The organism is Thauera terpenica 58Eu (genome assembly GCF_000443165.1).
Classification (GTDB): domain Bacteria; phylum Pseudomonadota; class Gammaproteobacteria; order Burkholderiales; family Rhodocyclaceae; genus Thauera; species Thauera terpenica.
In genome coordinates this window covers 26847-41319 of sequence record NZ_ATJV01000058.1, presented here as the reverse complement: position 1 = coordinate 41319, position 14473 = coordinate 26847, and the positions used below count along the sequence as shown (strand labels likewise).

Sequence of the window (14473 nt, the reverse complement as noted above, 5' to 3'; positions counted from 1 at the left end):
TGTTCGTGCTCCCTGAGAAACGGAAGCCTGAGCATGCCGCCTCACCCGCGGCTATGTAAGGATGGGGTTCGTGGAGCGCTTACGGTCAAAGGCCGTTATGGCAGGAATTGAGGCTAAAAAAGCAGGGGTTCTTGCTGTAGCGAGGGGAAGAAAGGGGTTGCAACCACGAGCGCATTTCAGCGTGGCGAGGTAACGGAAGGATTTTTCCAAAGCGAAGCGACTGCGCGGGTGACTACCTGGGTTTCTGCTCCGGCCGATCACCGTAGAAACGCCGCTTGGCGGCTTCTGCGGCGCGTCGGCAAAGTTCATCATCGACCTTCGCGCGATCTTCCTTGCACAGCCGTTGAATCTCCTTGATGCGATCGGGATTGGCTGTAAGCGCGTCTACCGTTTCTGAAAGTTGAGAGGGTCCACATGCAGTCAGTGTGGCAGCCAGCATCAGCAGCATCACCTTATTCATGGTTCCGATCCTTTCATCGGGTGGGTCGGGAATTTTTGGCATTGCTCAGATTACCTGCCGAGTCAATGAAGGCCACTCGTTCAATGAACCGGGTCAACATCTCTGGAGTCTCCGCATCACGACGCAGCAGATAGGTTGTTAGCATCGGCGGTTTACCCGCCAAGGGTCGAGCCACAACACCAAGCTCGCGACTGGAGCTGATGTGCGCCGCGCCAGCCAGGCCCAAGGCCAACCCGGCGGAAACCAGAGTCATCATGAGGTCAAAGGTGGAAACGTGCTGGACTATCAGCGGCTCCTGCTCGTGCCTGCGCAGGATGCGCTCGACCTGACGCGCATGGCCTTCGCAGATTGCCGGATCGCCCAACACCAGCGGATAGTGCAGCACTTCCTCCAGCGGAACCTGCCTGAAGGAGAGCACGGGATGGCGAGCAGGTACTGCGACCATCAATTCGTCCTCCCAGGCAGATGTGGCCACGATGCCATCGCCCACATCATCGGCCATCGAAAAGCCGGCATCGTATAGGTCATCGTGCAAGCCTTTGATCTGCTGGGCAAGCGGAACCTCGAATAACCGAACCTCGACCTCGGGGTCTTCTTCGCGGCACTGCGCAAGCAGCGCCGGCAAGCGTGATGGCGTGATGCCATCGGACAAGGCAATGCGCAATTGCCCGTGATAGCCATTGGAGGCAGACCTGACGCTATCGCGGGCTTGCTCCAGCGCAGTAAAGATGCGTGGTACGTGTTCCAAGAGCAATCGACCTGCACGGGTCAGTTGCGTGCTGCGGGTAGTGCGAACGAACAGGCGCGCACCAAGTTCTTCCTCCAGTTCCTTGATGGTGCGAGACAGCGGCGATTGGTCGATGTGTAGCCGTTCAGCGGCACGAGCGAAATGAAGCTCCTCCGCGACAGCGATGAAACATCGAAGTTGGCGCAATTCCACTTATGCCCTTCCTAGCGTTTCAGATCGTCCATGTTCTATGGGGTGCGGTCTGATGCTTCATTCATATGAGCACACCAGGGACGCTGTCCTCCGAACCGAAAGTGTCCCGGTTGCGATGCAAGCAGTCCAATCCGAATTGCAAAAGCTAGTGATATATTACTCACTAAATTATCAAAAGACAATGACTGAATCGATCAATAGGCGAGGCAAGTCCCCCTCCTTTCGGCGGGAGGGAGGTCTGCGGTTGTCAGCTGATGCCTTGCAATGTCTTCACGCAGGATTCGCGTGATCTCCGCGATTGAAGCAGCGGTCTCCTGCACGCTGTGCCCGGACACGATGATTCTTTCCGAGGCGGCCTCCTCCAAATGGGCACTTCTGTACGGAACCAGGCCGTCGTCGGAGTCCGCAAGAGAACCATCGGTGTTCTGCCTGGCGATAATCGAGTGATATAACACCCGACCCGAGATAGGAAGCTCCGCTGCGGCTTTGACAAAAGGATCCTTTTCGTCGAGTTGATCAATGCTGTTGGGAATGCGCTCCAGGAGCGTTTCCTGGGTTGTTCCCATGGTGTAGGCGCGAGCCGGAATGGCGCCAGCGAGCGCTTCCAGCAGCGTCAGCGGCAAGCGGACCAATCCGGCTACCCAGCGCCCAAACCCTTGGCCGGCAACCACGGTTCCACGGTGGGGCGTGGCGATGAATATCACCCGCTCAACACCTCGAAATGGCTGAAATTGCAGGAGAGGGTCAATTTTGGCGCGGCTCTTGCCAAGACGATTCAGATCGATCCTCGGATCCGATTCGGCCCATTTCAACAATTGCTGATCCGACGTGGAGACCATCAACCGCGCGAGCACTCCGCCCATGCTGTGCCCAACCAACACCAGCCCGTGTGAAGCTGCAGTTTTATCCTCCGGGTCGAAGTGATGCAAAGCGGCCAGCAGAACTTGTCGGATTGCCGCATGATTGGCTGGCAGCGGCATGTTCGTGGGGTAATAGACCTGCCAGACTTGGAAGGCGCACCGCAGTTCTTCGTCGGCCAGAAGTTCATTGGCCAGGTTGACCCAAGCCTCGGGGCTGCTCGCCAGTCCATGCAGCATCACGATGATGCGCCGCTGTGGATCGAATGGCTGCATCAGATACAGGCGCGGCTGATCGATTCCACGGTCACGCCCAAGCAGACCCAACAACGATTGCCGATTGAACTCCGAGCGTGCCAGCCACAGACCATAGCCCGCTGTGAAATTGCCAGCCAGCGGAACGCGTTGCCCATGGAGCGACAAATAGTCTTGCACCAGCGGGTCATATACCGCAACGACGAGTTCGTGCGAGGCCAGCAGCTCCTCCATAGAGCGCACGTCGAAGCGGAGCACTACCGTCACGTTGGGGGTGGGCATTTCGTTCCAGGCGTTGGATTTCGTCGAAAAATCATCTCCGGTGGGTAACCCGTTTTGATTGGTCAACGACTGGGCATCGGTTACGGCCACCAGTTCAGCGCCCAGGCCATCCCTACGGTAGATGTCGCGCAGACCTTGGAATCTCAGCGCGCTGGCAGGCAACAACTCGCGCGGCATTGCCGCGCCGTTCGGCAGGCGAGCATTCAGGTCAACTCGCAAAGTCCAATCACCCAAACGCAGCACACCTTTGGCCTTGACAGCCTTCGCATCCGGTTTCCCTTGGCGTACGCCAAACAGCTGTGCGACCGTTTTTTGTACTGCGTAGTTGTACCAGTCGCGCACCTGCGTCTGCCGCTCCTCAAACGCGCGTTCGCCGGGTGCGCGCCTGGTAAAGAAGAGATAGGCATACGCATACCGTGCCGTCTCGATCCAAGCTGAAGTGGAGGAGGATTCGGTGTAAGGAGCCGAAATTGAAATGGACACGGCATGCTGCAACCAAAGCTCAGCCAGAGCCGATGTCCTAGTCTCTTCGTCCATGTCCTTGACCGCGGCTATCGCCGCAATACAAGCAAGTGAGGTGCTCTTTGCGCAGGCCCGTTCATCAATTTCGGCGACGCGGAGGGCCTGCACAGTCAACGCACTCAGTTTTCCCGTGCCGAGGACATCGCCCCGCCGTAGCGCAACGTATTCATCCGGTGCCATTGCGCGTACAGTCACAGAGGGCTTGAACTCGCTGACAATCGCGCAGCCGCCAAGTGCGAACACGGCAACGATCACGATCGACCACCGCAAAGAGAATGCAAAGGCCACCTGTCTCACACCTTGATGCTGCACCGGCGTTGCCGACCTCAGCCGCGACCGTAATTTCAAGCGGCGGTATAGCCGCCATCGACCACCAGCGCGCTGCCGCACATGTAGTTGGCGCCCTCGGAGAGCAGGAAGCAGGCAGCGTGGGCGATCTCTTCGGACTGGCCCAGGCGCCCGATTGCGTGCATGCCCTTGAGCGCCGCCAACGTCGCCTCGTCCAACACTTTGAGCAGCGGCGTATCGATATAGCCCGGGTGGATGGAGTTGATGCGGATGCCCTGCGCCGCGTAGGCCAGCGCCGCTGAACGCGTGAGGCCGGTGACACCGTGCTTGGCGGCGACGTAGGCTGGGGCGGTGGCGCTGCCAACCAGGCCGAGGATGGACGACATGTTGACGATGGCACCACCACCGGCGGCCAGCATGGCCGGAATCTGCGCCCGCAGGGCATATTGAACACCAGAGAGATTGACGTCGATGACGTGCTGCCACTCGTCCGCCGCCAGTTCTCCCGCAGGTTTGAGCGTACCGCTGATACCGGCATTGTTGAATGCCAGATCCAGGGCGCCGAAATGTTCGAGTGCGCACTGCACCGCTGCTTGTGCGTCGTCGGGACGGGCGGTGTTGCCGGCGTGCGCCACGGCGCGGCCGCCGGCGGCGTCGATGGCCTCCACCACGCGCCGTGCGGCCTCAAGGTCGATGTCGGAGACAACAACCTGCACGCCGTTGGCGGCCAGCAGACGGGCCGTCGCCTCGCCGATGCCGGAGCCACCGCCGCTGACGATGGCGCTGTTGCCCTTGAAGCTGTATTTCATGGTGAAGACTCCATTTTGAAATGCGGGTTGAATCGGTGGCGCAAGCGCCTCACGGCGGCGCGGCGCGCCTGCGTTCGGCCAGCATGAGTGCAATGGCGCAGGATGCCAGGCGCGTGGTGCGCGAGTCGGAGCGGCTGGTGAGCACGATGGGCACACGCGCGCCCATGACGATGCCGGCGCTCTCGGCACCGCCCAGGAACTCAAGCTGCTTGGCCAGCATGTTGCCGCTTTCCAGATCAGGCACAACAAGCACGTCAGCCTGCCCTGCCACGGCCGACCGGATGCCCTTGACTTGCGCGGCCTCGGGCGAGACTGCGTTGTCGAAGGCCAGCGGCCCGTCGACTAGGCCGCCTGTGATCTGGCCGCGATCGGCCATCTTGCACAGGGCTGCCGCATCCAGCGTCGAGCGCATGCGAGGGTTCACCGTTTCCACCGCCGCCAGGATGGCGACTTTGGGTTCGGGCACACCGATGACGTGTGCCAGATCGATGGCGTTGCGCACGATATCGGCCTTGTCCTCAAGCGACGGAGCGATGTTGATGGCGGCGTCGGTGAGGATGAAGGGCCGGGGGTAGCTGGCCGTCTGCATGATGTAGCAGTGCGTCAAGCGGCGCTCGGTGCGCAGGCCAGCCTCGGGGGCCAGAATGGCGCCCAGGTACTCGTCGCTGTGCAAGCTGCCTTTCATCAGTGCCTGCACCTCGCCCTTGCCAGCCAGCCGGGCGGCGGTGGCCGCGGCAGCGTGGCTGTGCGGCACATCAACGATCTCACTGTCCCCCAGATCCAGCCCGAAATCGGCTGCAACGGCGCGCAGCTTGGCAAGCGGCGCCACCAGCACTGGCGTGATGATGCCGGCATCGCGTGCGTCCAGTGCACCGCCCAGGCTGAGCGCGTCGCAGGGGTGCACGACGGCAGTGCGCACCGGGGCCATGGCTTTGACATGGGCGATGAGACGCGCGACACCACTGGGAGCAACGGCACTAAAGTGTTCAGAAGTTTGTTCGTTCATGTGATTCCTTTGCGGTGCGGTTGGCGTACCAGCATCACGGGAACCGGCGCGATGCGCGCGATCTGCTCCGCGTCGCTGCCGAGCAGCAGCCGATCCACGCCGCGACGCCCGTGGGTGCCCAGGATGACCAGATCACACGCACTTGCCTCGGCCTGCTTGGCGATTTGTTCCGACACGCGCTCGGCACCGCTTTCAAGAAGCACCGTCTCCACGGCAAGTCCGTCCTGACGCAATCCGTTGGCGGCCTCATCCAGCAAGGCCTGTCCAGCCGCCATGAAGCGCGGACGGACGTCCTCGATGTAGACCTTCGGACGCTCGAAACCCGTGCTGTGTCGGGTCGGCTCGACGACATGCAGCAGGATCACCGTGCCGCCACTCAGATGGGCCAAAGCGCGGGCATGATCGAGGGCCAGAAGCGATGTGGGACTGCCGTCCAGCGGCACCAGGAGTCGTGAATACATGGCATTCCGTCCGAAGTCGATTGGTCTTGGGGATTGCAGCGTCAGAAATTGATTGCTTGTGGCGCGGATTCCATGGCCGCTCAATACATGTGCTGGCCACCATTCATGGCGACGTTGCTACCAGTCATGAAGGCGGCGGCTTCGCTGGCGATGAAGGCGACAAGCTCCGCAATCTCGGCTGGCTGACCGAGGCGCCCGACCGGAATCGCATCGATGATCTTCTGGCGCACATCCTCACGCACCGCCATCACCATCTCGGTGGCCAGATAACCCGGCGAGACGGTATTGACCGTCACGCCCTTGCGCGCCACTTCCAGCGCCAGCGCCTTGGTAAAGCCATGGACCCCGGCCTTGGCCGCCGAATAGTTGGTCTGCCCGAACTGGCCCTTGCTGCCATTGATCGACGAGACGTTGATGATGCGACCCCAGCCACGCTCGACCATCGGATCGATGAACGGCTTGGTGACGTTGAACATGGAATCCAGGTTGGTACGCAGTACGGCATCCCAGCCGACCTTGTCCATCTTGCGCAAGGTCGCGTCGCGGGTGATACCGGCGTTGTTCACCAGGATGTCAATACGATGTCCATCGACATGAATGCGCCGCGCCAGCTCCTGCGCCGACTCGTAGTCGGACACATCCACCCCGTAGGCCGCAAATCCGTAGCCCTGCGCCGCCTGCGTGTGCTGCCACTGGTCAATCGTGGGGTTGCCTGGCGTATGCGTGACGATCACGCGGTGGCCGGCATCGTGCAGGGAACGGGCGATCGCAGCGCCCAGTCCCCGGTTGCCTCCGGTCACCAAGGCCGTTCGTTGAGGGATGCTCATGGCAACCTCTTCACTTCTTGGCTTTGCCCTGGGGCGCAGTGGATGGCGCGGTCCAGGGCTGGGCCCATTGCTGGCAAAGCTGGGCAAAAGAGGCTGTGTCACCACTGGCGCCGAATGCCTCGGAGACGGATGCCTGCCAGGCCGAGAGCGATTGGCGCAAGCCATCGGCAAAGACTGCCTGGCTTTTCGCGGCGGCCTGGCCGACCGCTTGGGTATCGCCCATGCGGCCCTGGGACAGGCGCCAGAACACCTCGGTCGGCAAGGTTGCAAGCGCCTGCCAGTCGGCCGCCTGTTGGAGGTTCTGGATGCGCGAGGTGGTCTCCAGCATGCTGCCAGCGCTGAGCTGTTGCATGGCTTCCAGCCAGTGATGGCCGCTTTCTTGCAGCAAACGGGTGATCTGAAGCTGCAGTTCGGCATTGGCCTTGTAAAGTTGGATGGGCAGTTCACTGTTCATTTCATTGCTCCACGGTCATGAGATGCCCCATTAGGGCGGGTATGGGCCATCCCGCAGGAGTGTCCCGGTCGAAGTCGGGTGGCTGAATTGAGGCCTCGGGGCGTCATGTCATCGCATTGCCACATAGGTTCCCGGCGCATCACCAAGCGGTGTTTGCGTGCCGCTCATCGCAGGCGGCGTCACACGCCCGGTCGAGCGCCGCGCCAGCCATTGCTGCCAGGCCGGCCACCAGGAGCCCTCGTTCAGTGGGGTTTCGGCGCGCCATGTTTGTGGATCAACGTAGCGGGCGCCGGTGCTGCGAGTCGCCATCTGGTAGCTGCGCCGCGGGTGCCCCGGCTCGCTGACCACGCCGGCGTTGTGCCCGCCACTGGTGAGGACGAAGGTCAGCTCCGCATCACTGAGCAGGTGCATCTTGTAGACGGATGGCCAAGGGGCGACGTGATCGCGCACCGTGCCGACGATGAGCATCGGCGCTTCGATGTCGGCGATCGCCACCGGCCGTCCGCCGACCTGGTAGCGCCCCTCGGCCAGATCGTTGTTCAGATACAGGCGCCGCAGGTACTCGCTGTGCATGCGATATGGCATGCGCGTCACGTCGGCGTTCCAGGCCATCAGGTCATTGAACTGCTGGCGTTCGCCCAGCAGGTACTCGCGCACGCGGCGGGACCAGATCAGGTCGCGCGAGTTGAGCATCTGGAAAGATGCGGCCATCTGCTTGCCGTCGAGATAGCCTTTGTCCCACATCCCGGCTTCTAGCCAAGCCAACTGGCTGTCGTCGATGAACAGTGCGATTTCGCCCGACTCGCGGAAATCGGTCTCCGACGCCAGCAACGTCAAGCTGTGCAGCCGATCATCGCCGTCGCGCGCCATCGCAGCAGCGGCGATCGTCAGCAAGGTGCCGCCCAGGCAATAGCCAACCGCCTGCACCTTGCGCTCGGGCACGATGGCCGTGACCGTGTCCAGCGCATCCATGACCCCCAGCCACCGGTAATCCTCCAGGCCAAGGTCACGATCGACCACGGTCGGGTTCTTCCATGAAATGATGAACACCGTGTGCCCTTGGTCGACCAGGTACTTCACCATCGAGTTGTGTGGCGACAGGTCTAGGATGTAGTACTTCATGATCCACGAGGGCACGATCAGCACCGGCTCGGCATACACATCGGGCGTCGTGGGTGTGTACTGGATCAGCTCGATGAGGTGGTTGCGGAACACCACCTTTCCCGGCGTGACCGCCACGTCCTTGCCAACCTCGAAGCCTTCGACCCCGGCCGGCGCATCCTCAAGCGCGAGACGCTGCGCATCGTCGAAGAAGTTCATGGCGCCGCGCCACAGGTTGGCGCCGCCGCTGGCTCTGATGGCTTCCAGCACTTCCGGATTGGTCCAGACGAAATTCGAAGGCGACCACATGTCCAGCCACTGCCGCCCCGCGAAAGTGACCATGTTCTCGTGATGGCGCGACACGCCACGCACGCCGGTGGTGGCGTTGTGCCACCACTGCTGCTGCAGCAAGAACCCTTGGTGAATGACGTTGAACGGCCACTGCTGCCAGGCCGGAGCCGCGAAGCGCCGATCCTGCTCCAGCGGTTCGATGCACGTTGGGCAGCCCTGAGCGCTTGCAGCGTGCGCGGCGTAGCGCGCCAGGCGTTGCTGCTTGTGCAGCCCTTTTTCGATCAGGCTGCGCTGCTTGCCCGGTGAAAGGCTCAGGTGCAGCGCCCAGTCGTACCAAGCCAGCAAACCCGCAGCCGGCGACAGCCCGCCAGTGGCGCGCGCCCGCCAGGCGTTCGCCAGCGTATCCAGGACATCGGGGTGAAAGATTTCGGATGGTGCCGGCACGGACTTGTCAGACGTGGCAAGGGGGTTCATGTTTGATCATCTCATTTAGCAAGTGACTTATTACTATCTTATCGCTTGCAGGAAAAGATGCAAGCCTTGCTGGCCATGTGGGATGAATTTCCACTGGCGCCCCGGCGAATCAACTTCCCGCACCCTCAACGAACTAGCCGACTTGTCAGTCGAATGCCTCGTCAACCGCTTGAATGGCGCGCTCGCTTCTTGAGATTCATCAAACTCGGTCGTTGAGCGCACCGGATGGACAAGAGCTGGCCCTTACCGCCACAGCCTGTCTGCTTTCTGATCTTGCGTCATGGTTAATTTGCGTGTTAGGATAGTAATAGGTCACTTACTTTATGGAGTCTGAGCGATGAGCGAACGTCCTCAATATCTGTCCGCCGAAGAGCGGCGTGCAGCCACGGTGCAAGCCGTGGTCGACTTGGCAGCGGAGCAAAACCCGGCCGATATCACGACCACGGCCATCGCCGATCGAATGGGTTTGACGCAGGGCGCGTTGTTTCGTCACTTCCCTAACAAGGACGCGATCCTGGAGGCAACGATGACCTGGGTCGGCGAGCGTCTGCTGGTACGCGTGGACAAGGCGGCCGAAGGCGCTAAGTCACCTGCCGCGGCGCTCGAAGCCATGTTCATGGCGCACATCGACTTCGTGGCCAAGCATCCCGGCGTGCCGCGCATGCTGTTCGGAGAGCTGCAGCGCTCCGGCGAGACACTCGCCAAGCGGATGGTGCAGACCTTGATTCGTCAATACGAACAGCGCCTGCGCCGTTTGATGGAAGCCGGCAAGGTGCAGGGCGAGTTGGATGCGGATCTGAATGTGGATGCCGCCGCCGTGTTGTTCATCGGCACGATCCAGGGACTCGTCATGCAGTCGCTGCTGGCCGGCAAGGTCAGTCGCATTCGGCGAGACGCGCCGGGCGTGTTTGCCATCTATCGGCGTGGCATCGAAAGCACCAAATGAAGGATCCGTCTGCTCCGCAAGCGCGACTGCGACCTCCAAACCCTTCGATAAATCGGGAGCAACAAACATGACGGCACACAGCGGACGCGCGATCTGGATGCGTGTGATTTCCTTGATTGCCATCGGATTTGGCCTGCTGACCCTCCAGGAAGGTGGCGCAGTGCTGTTTGTCGACGGTGCGGCGCGCCAGGCAGCCGGCCACTATGTGCCGTTCGTGCTCTGGTTCAATTTTCTGGCCGGTTTCGCCTACATCGTCGCGGGCGTTGGCTTGTGGATGCGCCGGCGCTGGGCTATGTGGTTGGCGGTTGCCATCGCGGTGGCGAGTGCGCTCGTGTTCCTGGCTTTCGGAGTGCATGTGGTTCTGGGTGGCGCCTGGGAGCGGCGGACGGCGGCGGCCATGACGCTGCGCACGCTGGTGTGGGCGGGCATAGCGGCCATGGCTTGGCGCCGGTCAGCGGCGAATGTGCCGACCGCGCGCGAGCACTGAACATATTTATCTAGCGGAAACCCTTCAATGACCACTCCAAACCTCTCCATCAAAAAAATTCGTTGGGCCGTGATCGCTGTCGTCGTGATCGCTCTTGGCGGCGCACTGGCGTTCTGGCTATCGCGCGACCGTAACAAGGAAGATGCGTTGCGCCTCTACGGCAACGTAGACATCCGCGAGGTGCAACTGGCCTTCCGCCAGCCCGGGCGCGTGATGCAGATGGCTTTCGATGAGGGTGATGCCGTCCGCGCCGGCGCGCGCCTGGCCGCGCTCGACGCGCAACCGTATCGGGACGCCCTTGTGGCGGCACAGGCCCAGGTGCAGGTGGCGCAGGCGGAACTGGCCAAGCTGCGCCGTGGCCTGCGGCCGCAGGAGATCACCCAGGCGCGCGAGGCGCTTAAGAAAGCTCAGGCGCTCGTCACCGAGGCCGAGCGCAATCTTCAGCGCCAGAGCGGCCTGCTGGCATCGGGCGCCAGCAGCCAGCGTACGGTCGATGCCGCCCGCACCGCAAGGGATCAGGCCGCCGCGGGCGCCGAAGCAGCCAAGGCCGCCTTGTCGCAAGCAATCGAAGGTTTTCGCAAAGAGGACATCGCCGCGGCAGAGGCTCGTCTGGCGGCCGCGCAGGCAGCAGCAGCGCAAGCCACTACGTCCCTGGCGGACACCGAATTGACGTCGCCCAGCGACGGAACCGTCATCGCGCGGGTGCGCGAACCCGGCAGCATGGTCGCGAGCCAGAGCACGGTCTACAGCCTGAGTCTGGATAAGCCTGTGTATGTGCGCGCCTACGTGGGTGAGCCGGATCTGGGGCGCATCGCGCCCGGCACGGCGGTGCGCGTCAAGAGCGATTCTTCGGAGAAGGTCTATCGCGGCCAGATCGGCTTCATCTCGCCGCGCGCCGAGTTCACGCCCAAGACGGTGGAGACAACGGACTTGCGCACGGATCTGGTCTATCGCCTGCGCATCGTCATCGACGAAGCCGATGCCGACGCCGCCTTGCGCCAGGGCATGCCGGTGACGATAGCGGTCGATGCCAAACCAGTCTCTGGCGCGCGCGTGGGGGAGCGTTGAGATGCAGGCGAACACGGCCATGGCCACCACGCCTACAAGCGCCAGCGCCGATAACGCCGCCGTCGTCATCGAAGGCCTGAACAAGCATTTTGGCGACGTAAAGGCCCTGCGGAGCTTGAGCGCACGCATCCACTATGGGCGGCTGACGGGACTGGTCGGCCCCGATGGCGCCGGTAAGACGACGCTGATGCGGATTCTGACCGGGCTCCTGGTGCCCAATGCTGGCCGTGTCACTCTGGCCGGCTTCGACGTGGTCAAGGACAACGACGCGATCCACGTCGCCAGCGGCTACATGCCGCAGCGCTTCGGCCTGTACGAAGACCTGTCGGTGATGGAGAACATGCGGCTGTATGCGCAGTTGCGCGGCATGGATGCGGATCGCAACGCCGCGCTGTTCGCCGAATTGCTGGATTTCACGCGCCTCGCGCCCTTCACCAAGCGCCTGGCCGGCAAGCTCTCCGGCGGCATGAAACAAAAGCTCGGCCTTGCCTGTGCGCTCATGGCGCGACCCAAGGTGCTGCTGCTGGACGAGCCTGGAGTCGGGGTGGACCCGGTCAGCCGCCAGGATTTGTGGCGCATGGTGCAGGCCCTGACCGATGAGGGCATGGCGGTGGTCTGGTCCACCGCCTATCTGGACGAGGCCGAGCGTTGCGAAAGCGTGCTTCTGCTCAACGAAGGCCAGTTGCTCTTCGACGGCCCACCGCAAGAGCTGACCGCGCAGCTCAAAGGCCGGAGCTTCCGTCTCGAAGATGTCGGCACCGAACGCCGAGCAGTCCTGACGAAAGTCCTGGATTTGCCCAGCGTCAGCGATGGTGTGATTCAGGGCGCTGGTGTCCGCGTGGTGCTGCGCGAGGGCGCGACCGTGCAGGACGTACAACAGCTGGCGGATCAGGCCCAAGTGCGCCTGGCCCAAGTGCCGGCCCGCTTCGAAGACGCCTTCATCGATCTTCTCGGCGGCGGCCCCGGCGGTACATCGCAGCTCGCCGAGCGCCTGTCGCCGGTCGAGCTGGGTTCCGACATTGCGGTGTCTTGCCGCAATCTCACCAAGCGCTTCGGCGAATTCACGGCCACCGACAACGTCAGCTTCGAAGTGCAAAAGGGTGAAATCTTCGGCCTGCTTGGGCCCAATGGCGCCGGCAAATCCACTACCTTCAAGATGCTGTGCGGCCTGCTCAAGCCCACTGCGGGCGAGGCGCAAGTGGTGGGGCACGATCTGCGCCGCGCCACCGGCGCAGCCAAGAGCCGACTCGGCTACATGGCGCAGAAGTTCTCACTCTACGGCCTGCTTTCGGTGCGGCAGAACCTGGAATTTTCGGCCGGCGTCTACGGGCTGGAAGGTGAAACCCGGCGCGAACGCATCGAGGAAATGATCGCCACCTTTGATCTGGGCGGCTGGCTGTCCTCGACACCCGATTCCCTGCCGCTGGGGCACAAGCAACGCTTGGCATTGGCCTGCTCGCTGATGCACAGGCCCCCGGTGCTGTTTCTGGACGAACCCACTTCAGGGGTAGATCCCATCACCCGGCGCGAATTCTGGACCCACATCAACGGCCTGGCGCGAAAGGGCGTGACCATCATGGTCACCACCCACTTCATGGACGAGGCCGAGTATTGCGACCGCGTGGCCATGCTGTCGCGCGCGCGCCTGATTGCGCTGGACACGCCCGACGCACTCAAGCGGATCGCCATCAGTTCGGAACGTCCTGATCCGACCATGGAGGATGCCTTCATTCATCTGGTGGAGTCCGCCGAACGTGAAATGGAGGTCGCCAAATGAGCGTCGCTGCACCTCACAAAAATGCGGATAGCACCGCGCAGGCTGATTTGCGCCGTTTCGACCTGCGGCGCCTCATCGCTCTGGTCACCAAGGAAAGCTACCAGGCGCTGCGCGATCCCTCGACGCTGCTGATTGCGTTCGTGCTGCCTGTGGTGTTGCTGCTGCTGTTCGCGTATGCGGTGTCGCTGGATGCGAAGAATGTCCGTGTCGGCGTGGTGCTGGAGTCGCCCGGCGCTGCGGCGCAAGAGCTTGCGGCGGCCTTTGCCGGTACGCGCTTCCTGGATGCCTATTTCGCCCATGACCGGCGCGAAGTGGCCGATCAACTGATCTCCGGCGACCTGCGCGGCTACGTGGTGATCCCGCAGGACTTCGAGCAGCGCCTGGCGCAGCGTGGCAGCGAACCGCTGGTGCAGATCATCACCGACGGCTCCTACCCCAACACCGCGAACTACGTCGAGAACTATGCGCGCGGCGTGGTCCAGACCTGGCGCGCCGGGCTCGATGTCGCGGCGCCGCCGCAGGCCGTAGTGCTGGAGCCGCGCTACTGGTTCAACCCTGAGCTGGAAAGCCGTCAAGCGCTGATTCCCGGAGCCATCGCCATCGTCATGACCATCATCGGCACCATGCTAACGGCGCTGGTGGTGGCGCGCGAATGGGAGCGCGGAACCATGGAGGCGGTGCTGTCCACACCGGCCTCGGTGGCCGAAATCCTGATCGGCAAGCTGCTGCCGTACTTCGTGCTCGGCATGCTGTCCACGCTTGGCGCCGCGGCGCTGGCGGTGTTCGTGTTCGGCGTGCCGATGCGGGGCTCGCTGGCAGCGCTGCTGCTGCTGTCGGCGGTGTTCATGGTGCCGGCGCTGGGCCAGGGTCTGCTGATCTCGTCACTGGCGCGCAACCAGTTCCTGGCGGCGCAGATCGCGCTGTTCTCGGGCTTCCTGCCGGCTTTCATGCTGTCGGGCTTCCTGTACGAGATCGACGCGATGCCCGCACCGATCCGGGCCATCACCCGGGCGGTTCCGGCGCGCTACTTCGTCGATTCGCTCAAGACAGTGTTCCTGGCCGGCGACATCTGGGCCGTCTTCCTGCCCAACCTGGCGGCCATGGCGGCGATCGGTGCGCTGTTCTTCGTGATCGCCAAGCGCGCCACGCGCAAAAACCTGGAGTGAAC

The 14473-nt window shown here is 62.6% G+C and carries 14 protein-coding genes; 5 read left to right on the top strand and 9 right to left on the bottom strand.

What is annotated here, in order from left to right; genetic code table 11:
• Window positions 1–232: 232 nt before the first annotated feature.
• The 9 genes from M622_RS31060 to M622_RS31020 form a co-directional block, all read right to left on the bottom strand.
• Window positions 233–460, bottom strand: coding sequence for an EexN family lipoprotein (locus M622_RS31060; protein ID WP_021249562.1), 228 nt, complete (start codon window positions 458–460; stop codon window positions 233–235).
• A 13-nt stretch (window positions 461–473) separates the two neighbouring features.
• Window positions 474–1400: a LysR family transcriptional regulator gene (locus tag M622_RS31055; RefSeq protein ID WP_021249561.1), complete on the bottom strand. Its 927-nt coding sequence runs from the start codon at window positions 1398–1400 to the stop codon at window positions 474–476.
• 194 nt (window positions 1401–1594) lie between these two features.
• Complete coding sequence (locus M622_RS40575; protein WP_052028715.1) at window positions 1595–3604, bottom strand: esterase/lipase family protein; 2010 nt, start codon at window positions 3602–3604, stop codon at window positions 1595–1597.
• A gap of 56 nt (window positions 3605–3660) precedes the next feature.
• Window positions 3661–4413: an SDR family NAD(P)-dependent oxidoreductase gene (locus M622_RS31045; RefSeq protein WP_021249559.1), complete on the bottom strand. Its 753-nt coding sequence runs from the start codon at window positions 4411–4413 to the stop codon at window positions 3661–3663.
• Window positions 4414–4462: 49 nt separating this feature from the next.
• Window positions 4463–5419: a bifunctional enoyl-CoA hydratase/phosphate acetyltransferase gene (locus tag M622_RS31040; RefSeq protein ID WP_021249558.1), complete on the bottom strand. Its 957-nt coding sequence runs from the start codon at window positions 5417–5419 to the stop codon at window positions 4463–4465.
• Window positions 5416–5964, bottom strand: coding sequence for a universal stress protein (locus M622_RS31035; protein WP_245543069.1), 549 nt, complete (start codon window positions 5962–5964; stop codon window positions 5416–5418). The genes M622_RS31040 and M622_RS31035 overlap by 4 nt, the downstream gene beginning before the upstream one ends.
• Window positions 5961–6707 carry an acetoacetyl-CoA reductase gene (gene phbB / locus M622_RS31030; RefSeq protein ID WP_031346930.1) on the bottom strand — a complete coding sequence of 249 codons (747 nt, stop codon included), beginning with the start codon at window positions 6705–6707 and terminating at the stop codon, window positions 5961–5963. Before phbB ends, M622_RS31035 begins: the two co-directional genes overlap by 4 nt.
• Before the next feature lie 10 nt (window positions 6708–6717).
• A complete protein-coding gene (locus M622_RS31025; RefSeq protein WP_021249555.1) occupies window positions 6718–7161 on the bottom strand; it encodes a phasin family protein in 444 nt (147 codons plus the stop codon).
• A gap of 108 nt (window positions 7162–7269) precedes the next feature.
• Complete coding sequence (locus M622_RS31020) at window positions 7270–9027, bottom strand: PHA/PHB synthase family protein (RefSeq protein WP_021249554.1); 1758 nt, start codon at window positions 9025–9027, stop codon at window positions 7270–7272.
• Window positions 9028–9415: 388 nt separating this feature from the next.
• On the opposite strand from M622_RS31020, the gene M622_RS31015 reads away from it, so the two are divergent.
• The 5 genes from M622_RS31015 to M622_RS30995 all read left to right on the top strand — a co-directional run bounded on the left by M622_RS31015 (window position 9416) and on the right by M622_RS30995 (window position 14471).
• On the top strand, window positions 9416–9973 hold the full coding sequence (locus M622_RS31015) for a TetR/AcrR family transcriptional regulator (RefSeq protein ID WP_442478136.1): 558 nt from the start codon (window positions 9416–9418) through the stop codon (window positions 9971–9973).
• Between the two features lie 67 nt (window positions 9974–10040).
• Window positions 10041–10460: a hypothetical protein gene (locus tag M622_RS31010; protein WP_021249552.1), complete on the top strand. Its 420-nt coding sequence runs from the start codon at window positions 10041–10043 to the stop codon at window positions 10458–10460.
• A 27-nt stretch (window positions 10461–10487) separates the two neighbouring features.
• On the top strand, window positions 10488–11528 hold the full coding sequence (hlyD, locus tag M622_RS31005; RefSeq protein WP_021249551.1) for a secretion protein HlyD: 1041 nt from the start codon (window positions 10488–10490) through the stop codon (window positions 11526–11528).
• A 1-nt stretch (window position 11529) separates the two neighbouring features.
• Window positions 11530–13305 (top strand): ATP-binding cassette domain-containing protein, encoded by a 1776-nt coding sequence (locus M622_RS31000; protein ID WP_021249550.1) that lies wholly within the window; start codon window positions 11530–11532, stop codon window positions 13303–13305.
• Window positions 13302–14471 carry an ABC transporter permease gene (locus tag M622_RS30995; RefSeq protein WP_021249549.1) on the top strand — a complete coding sequence of 390 codons (1170 nt, stop codon included), beginning with the start codon at window positions 13302–13304 and terminating at the stop codon, window positions 14469–14471. Before M622_RS31000 ends, M622_RS30995 begins: the two co-directional genes overlap by 4 nt.
• Window positions 14472–14473: the final 2 nt, after the last annotated feature.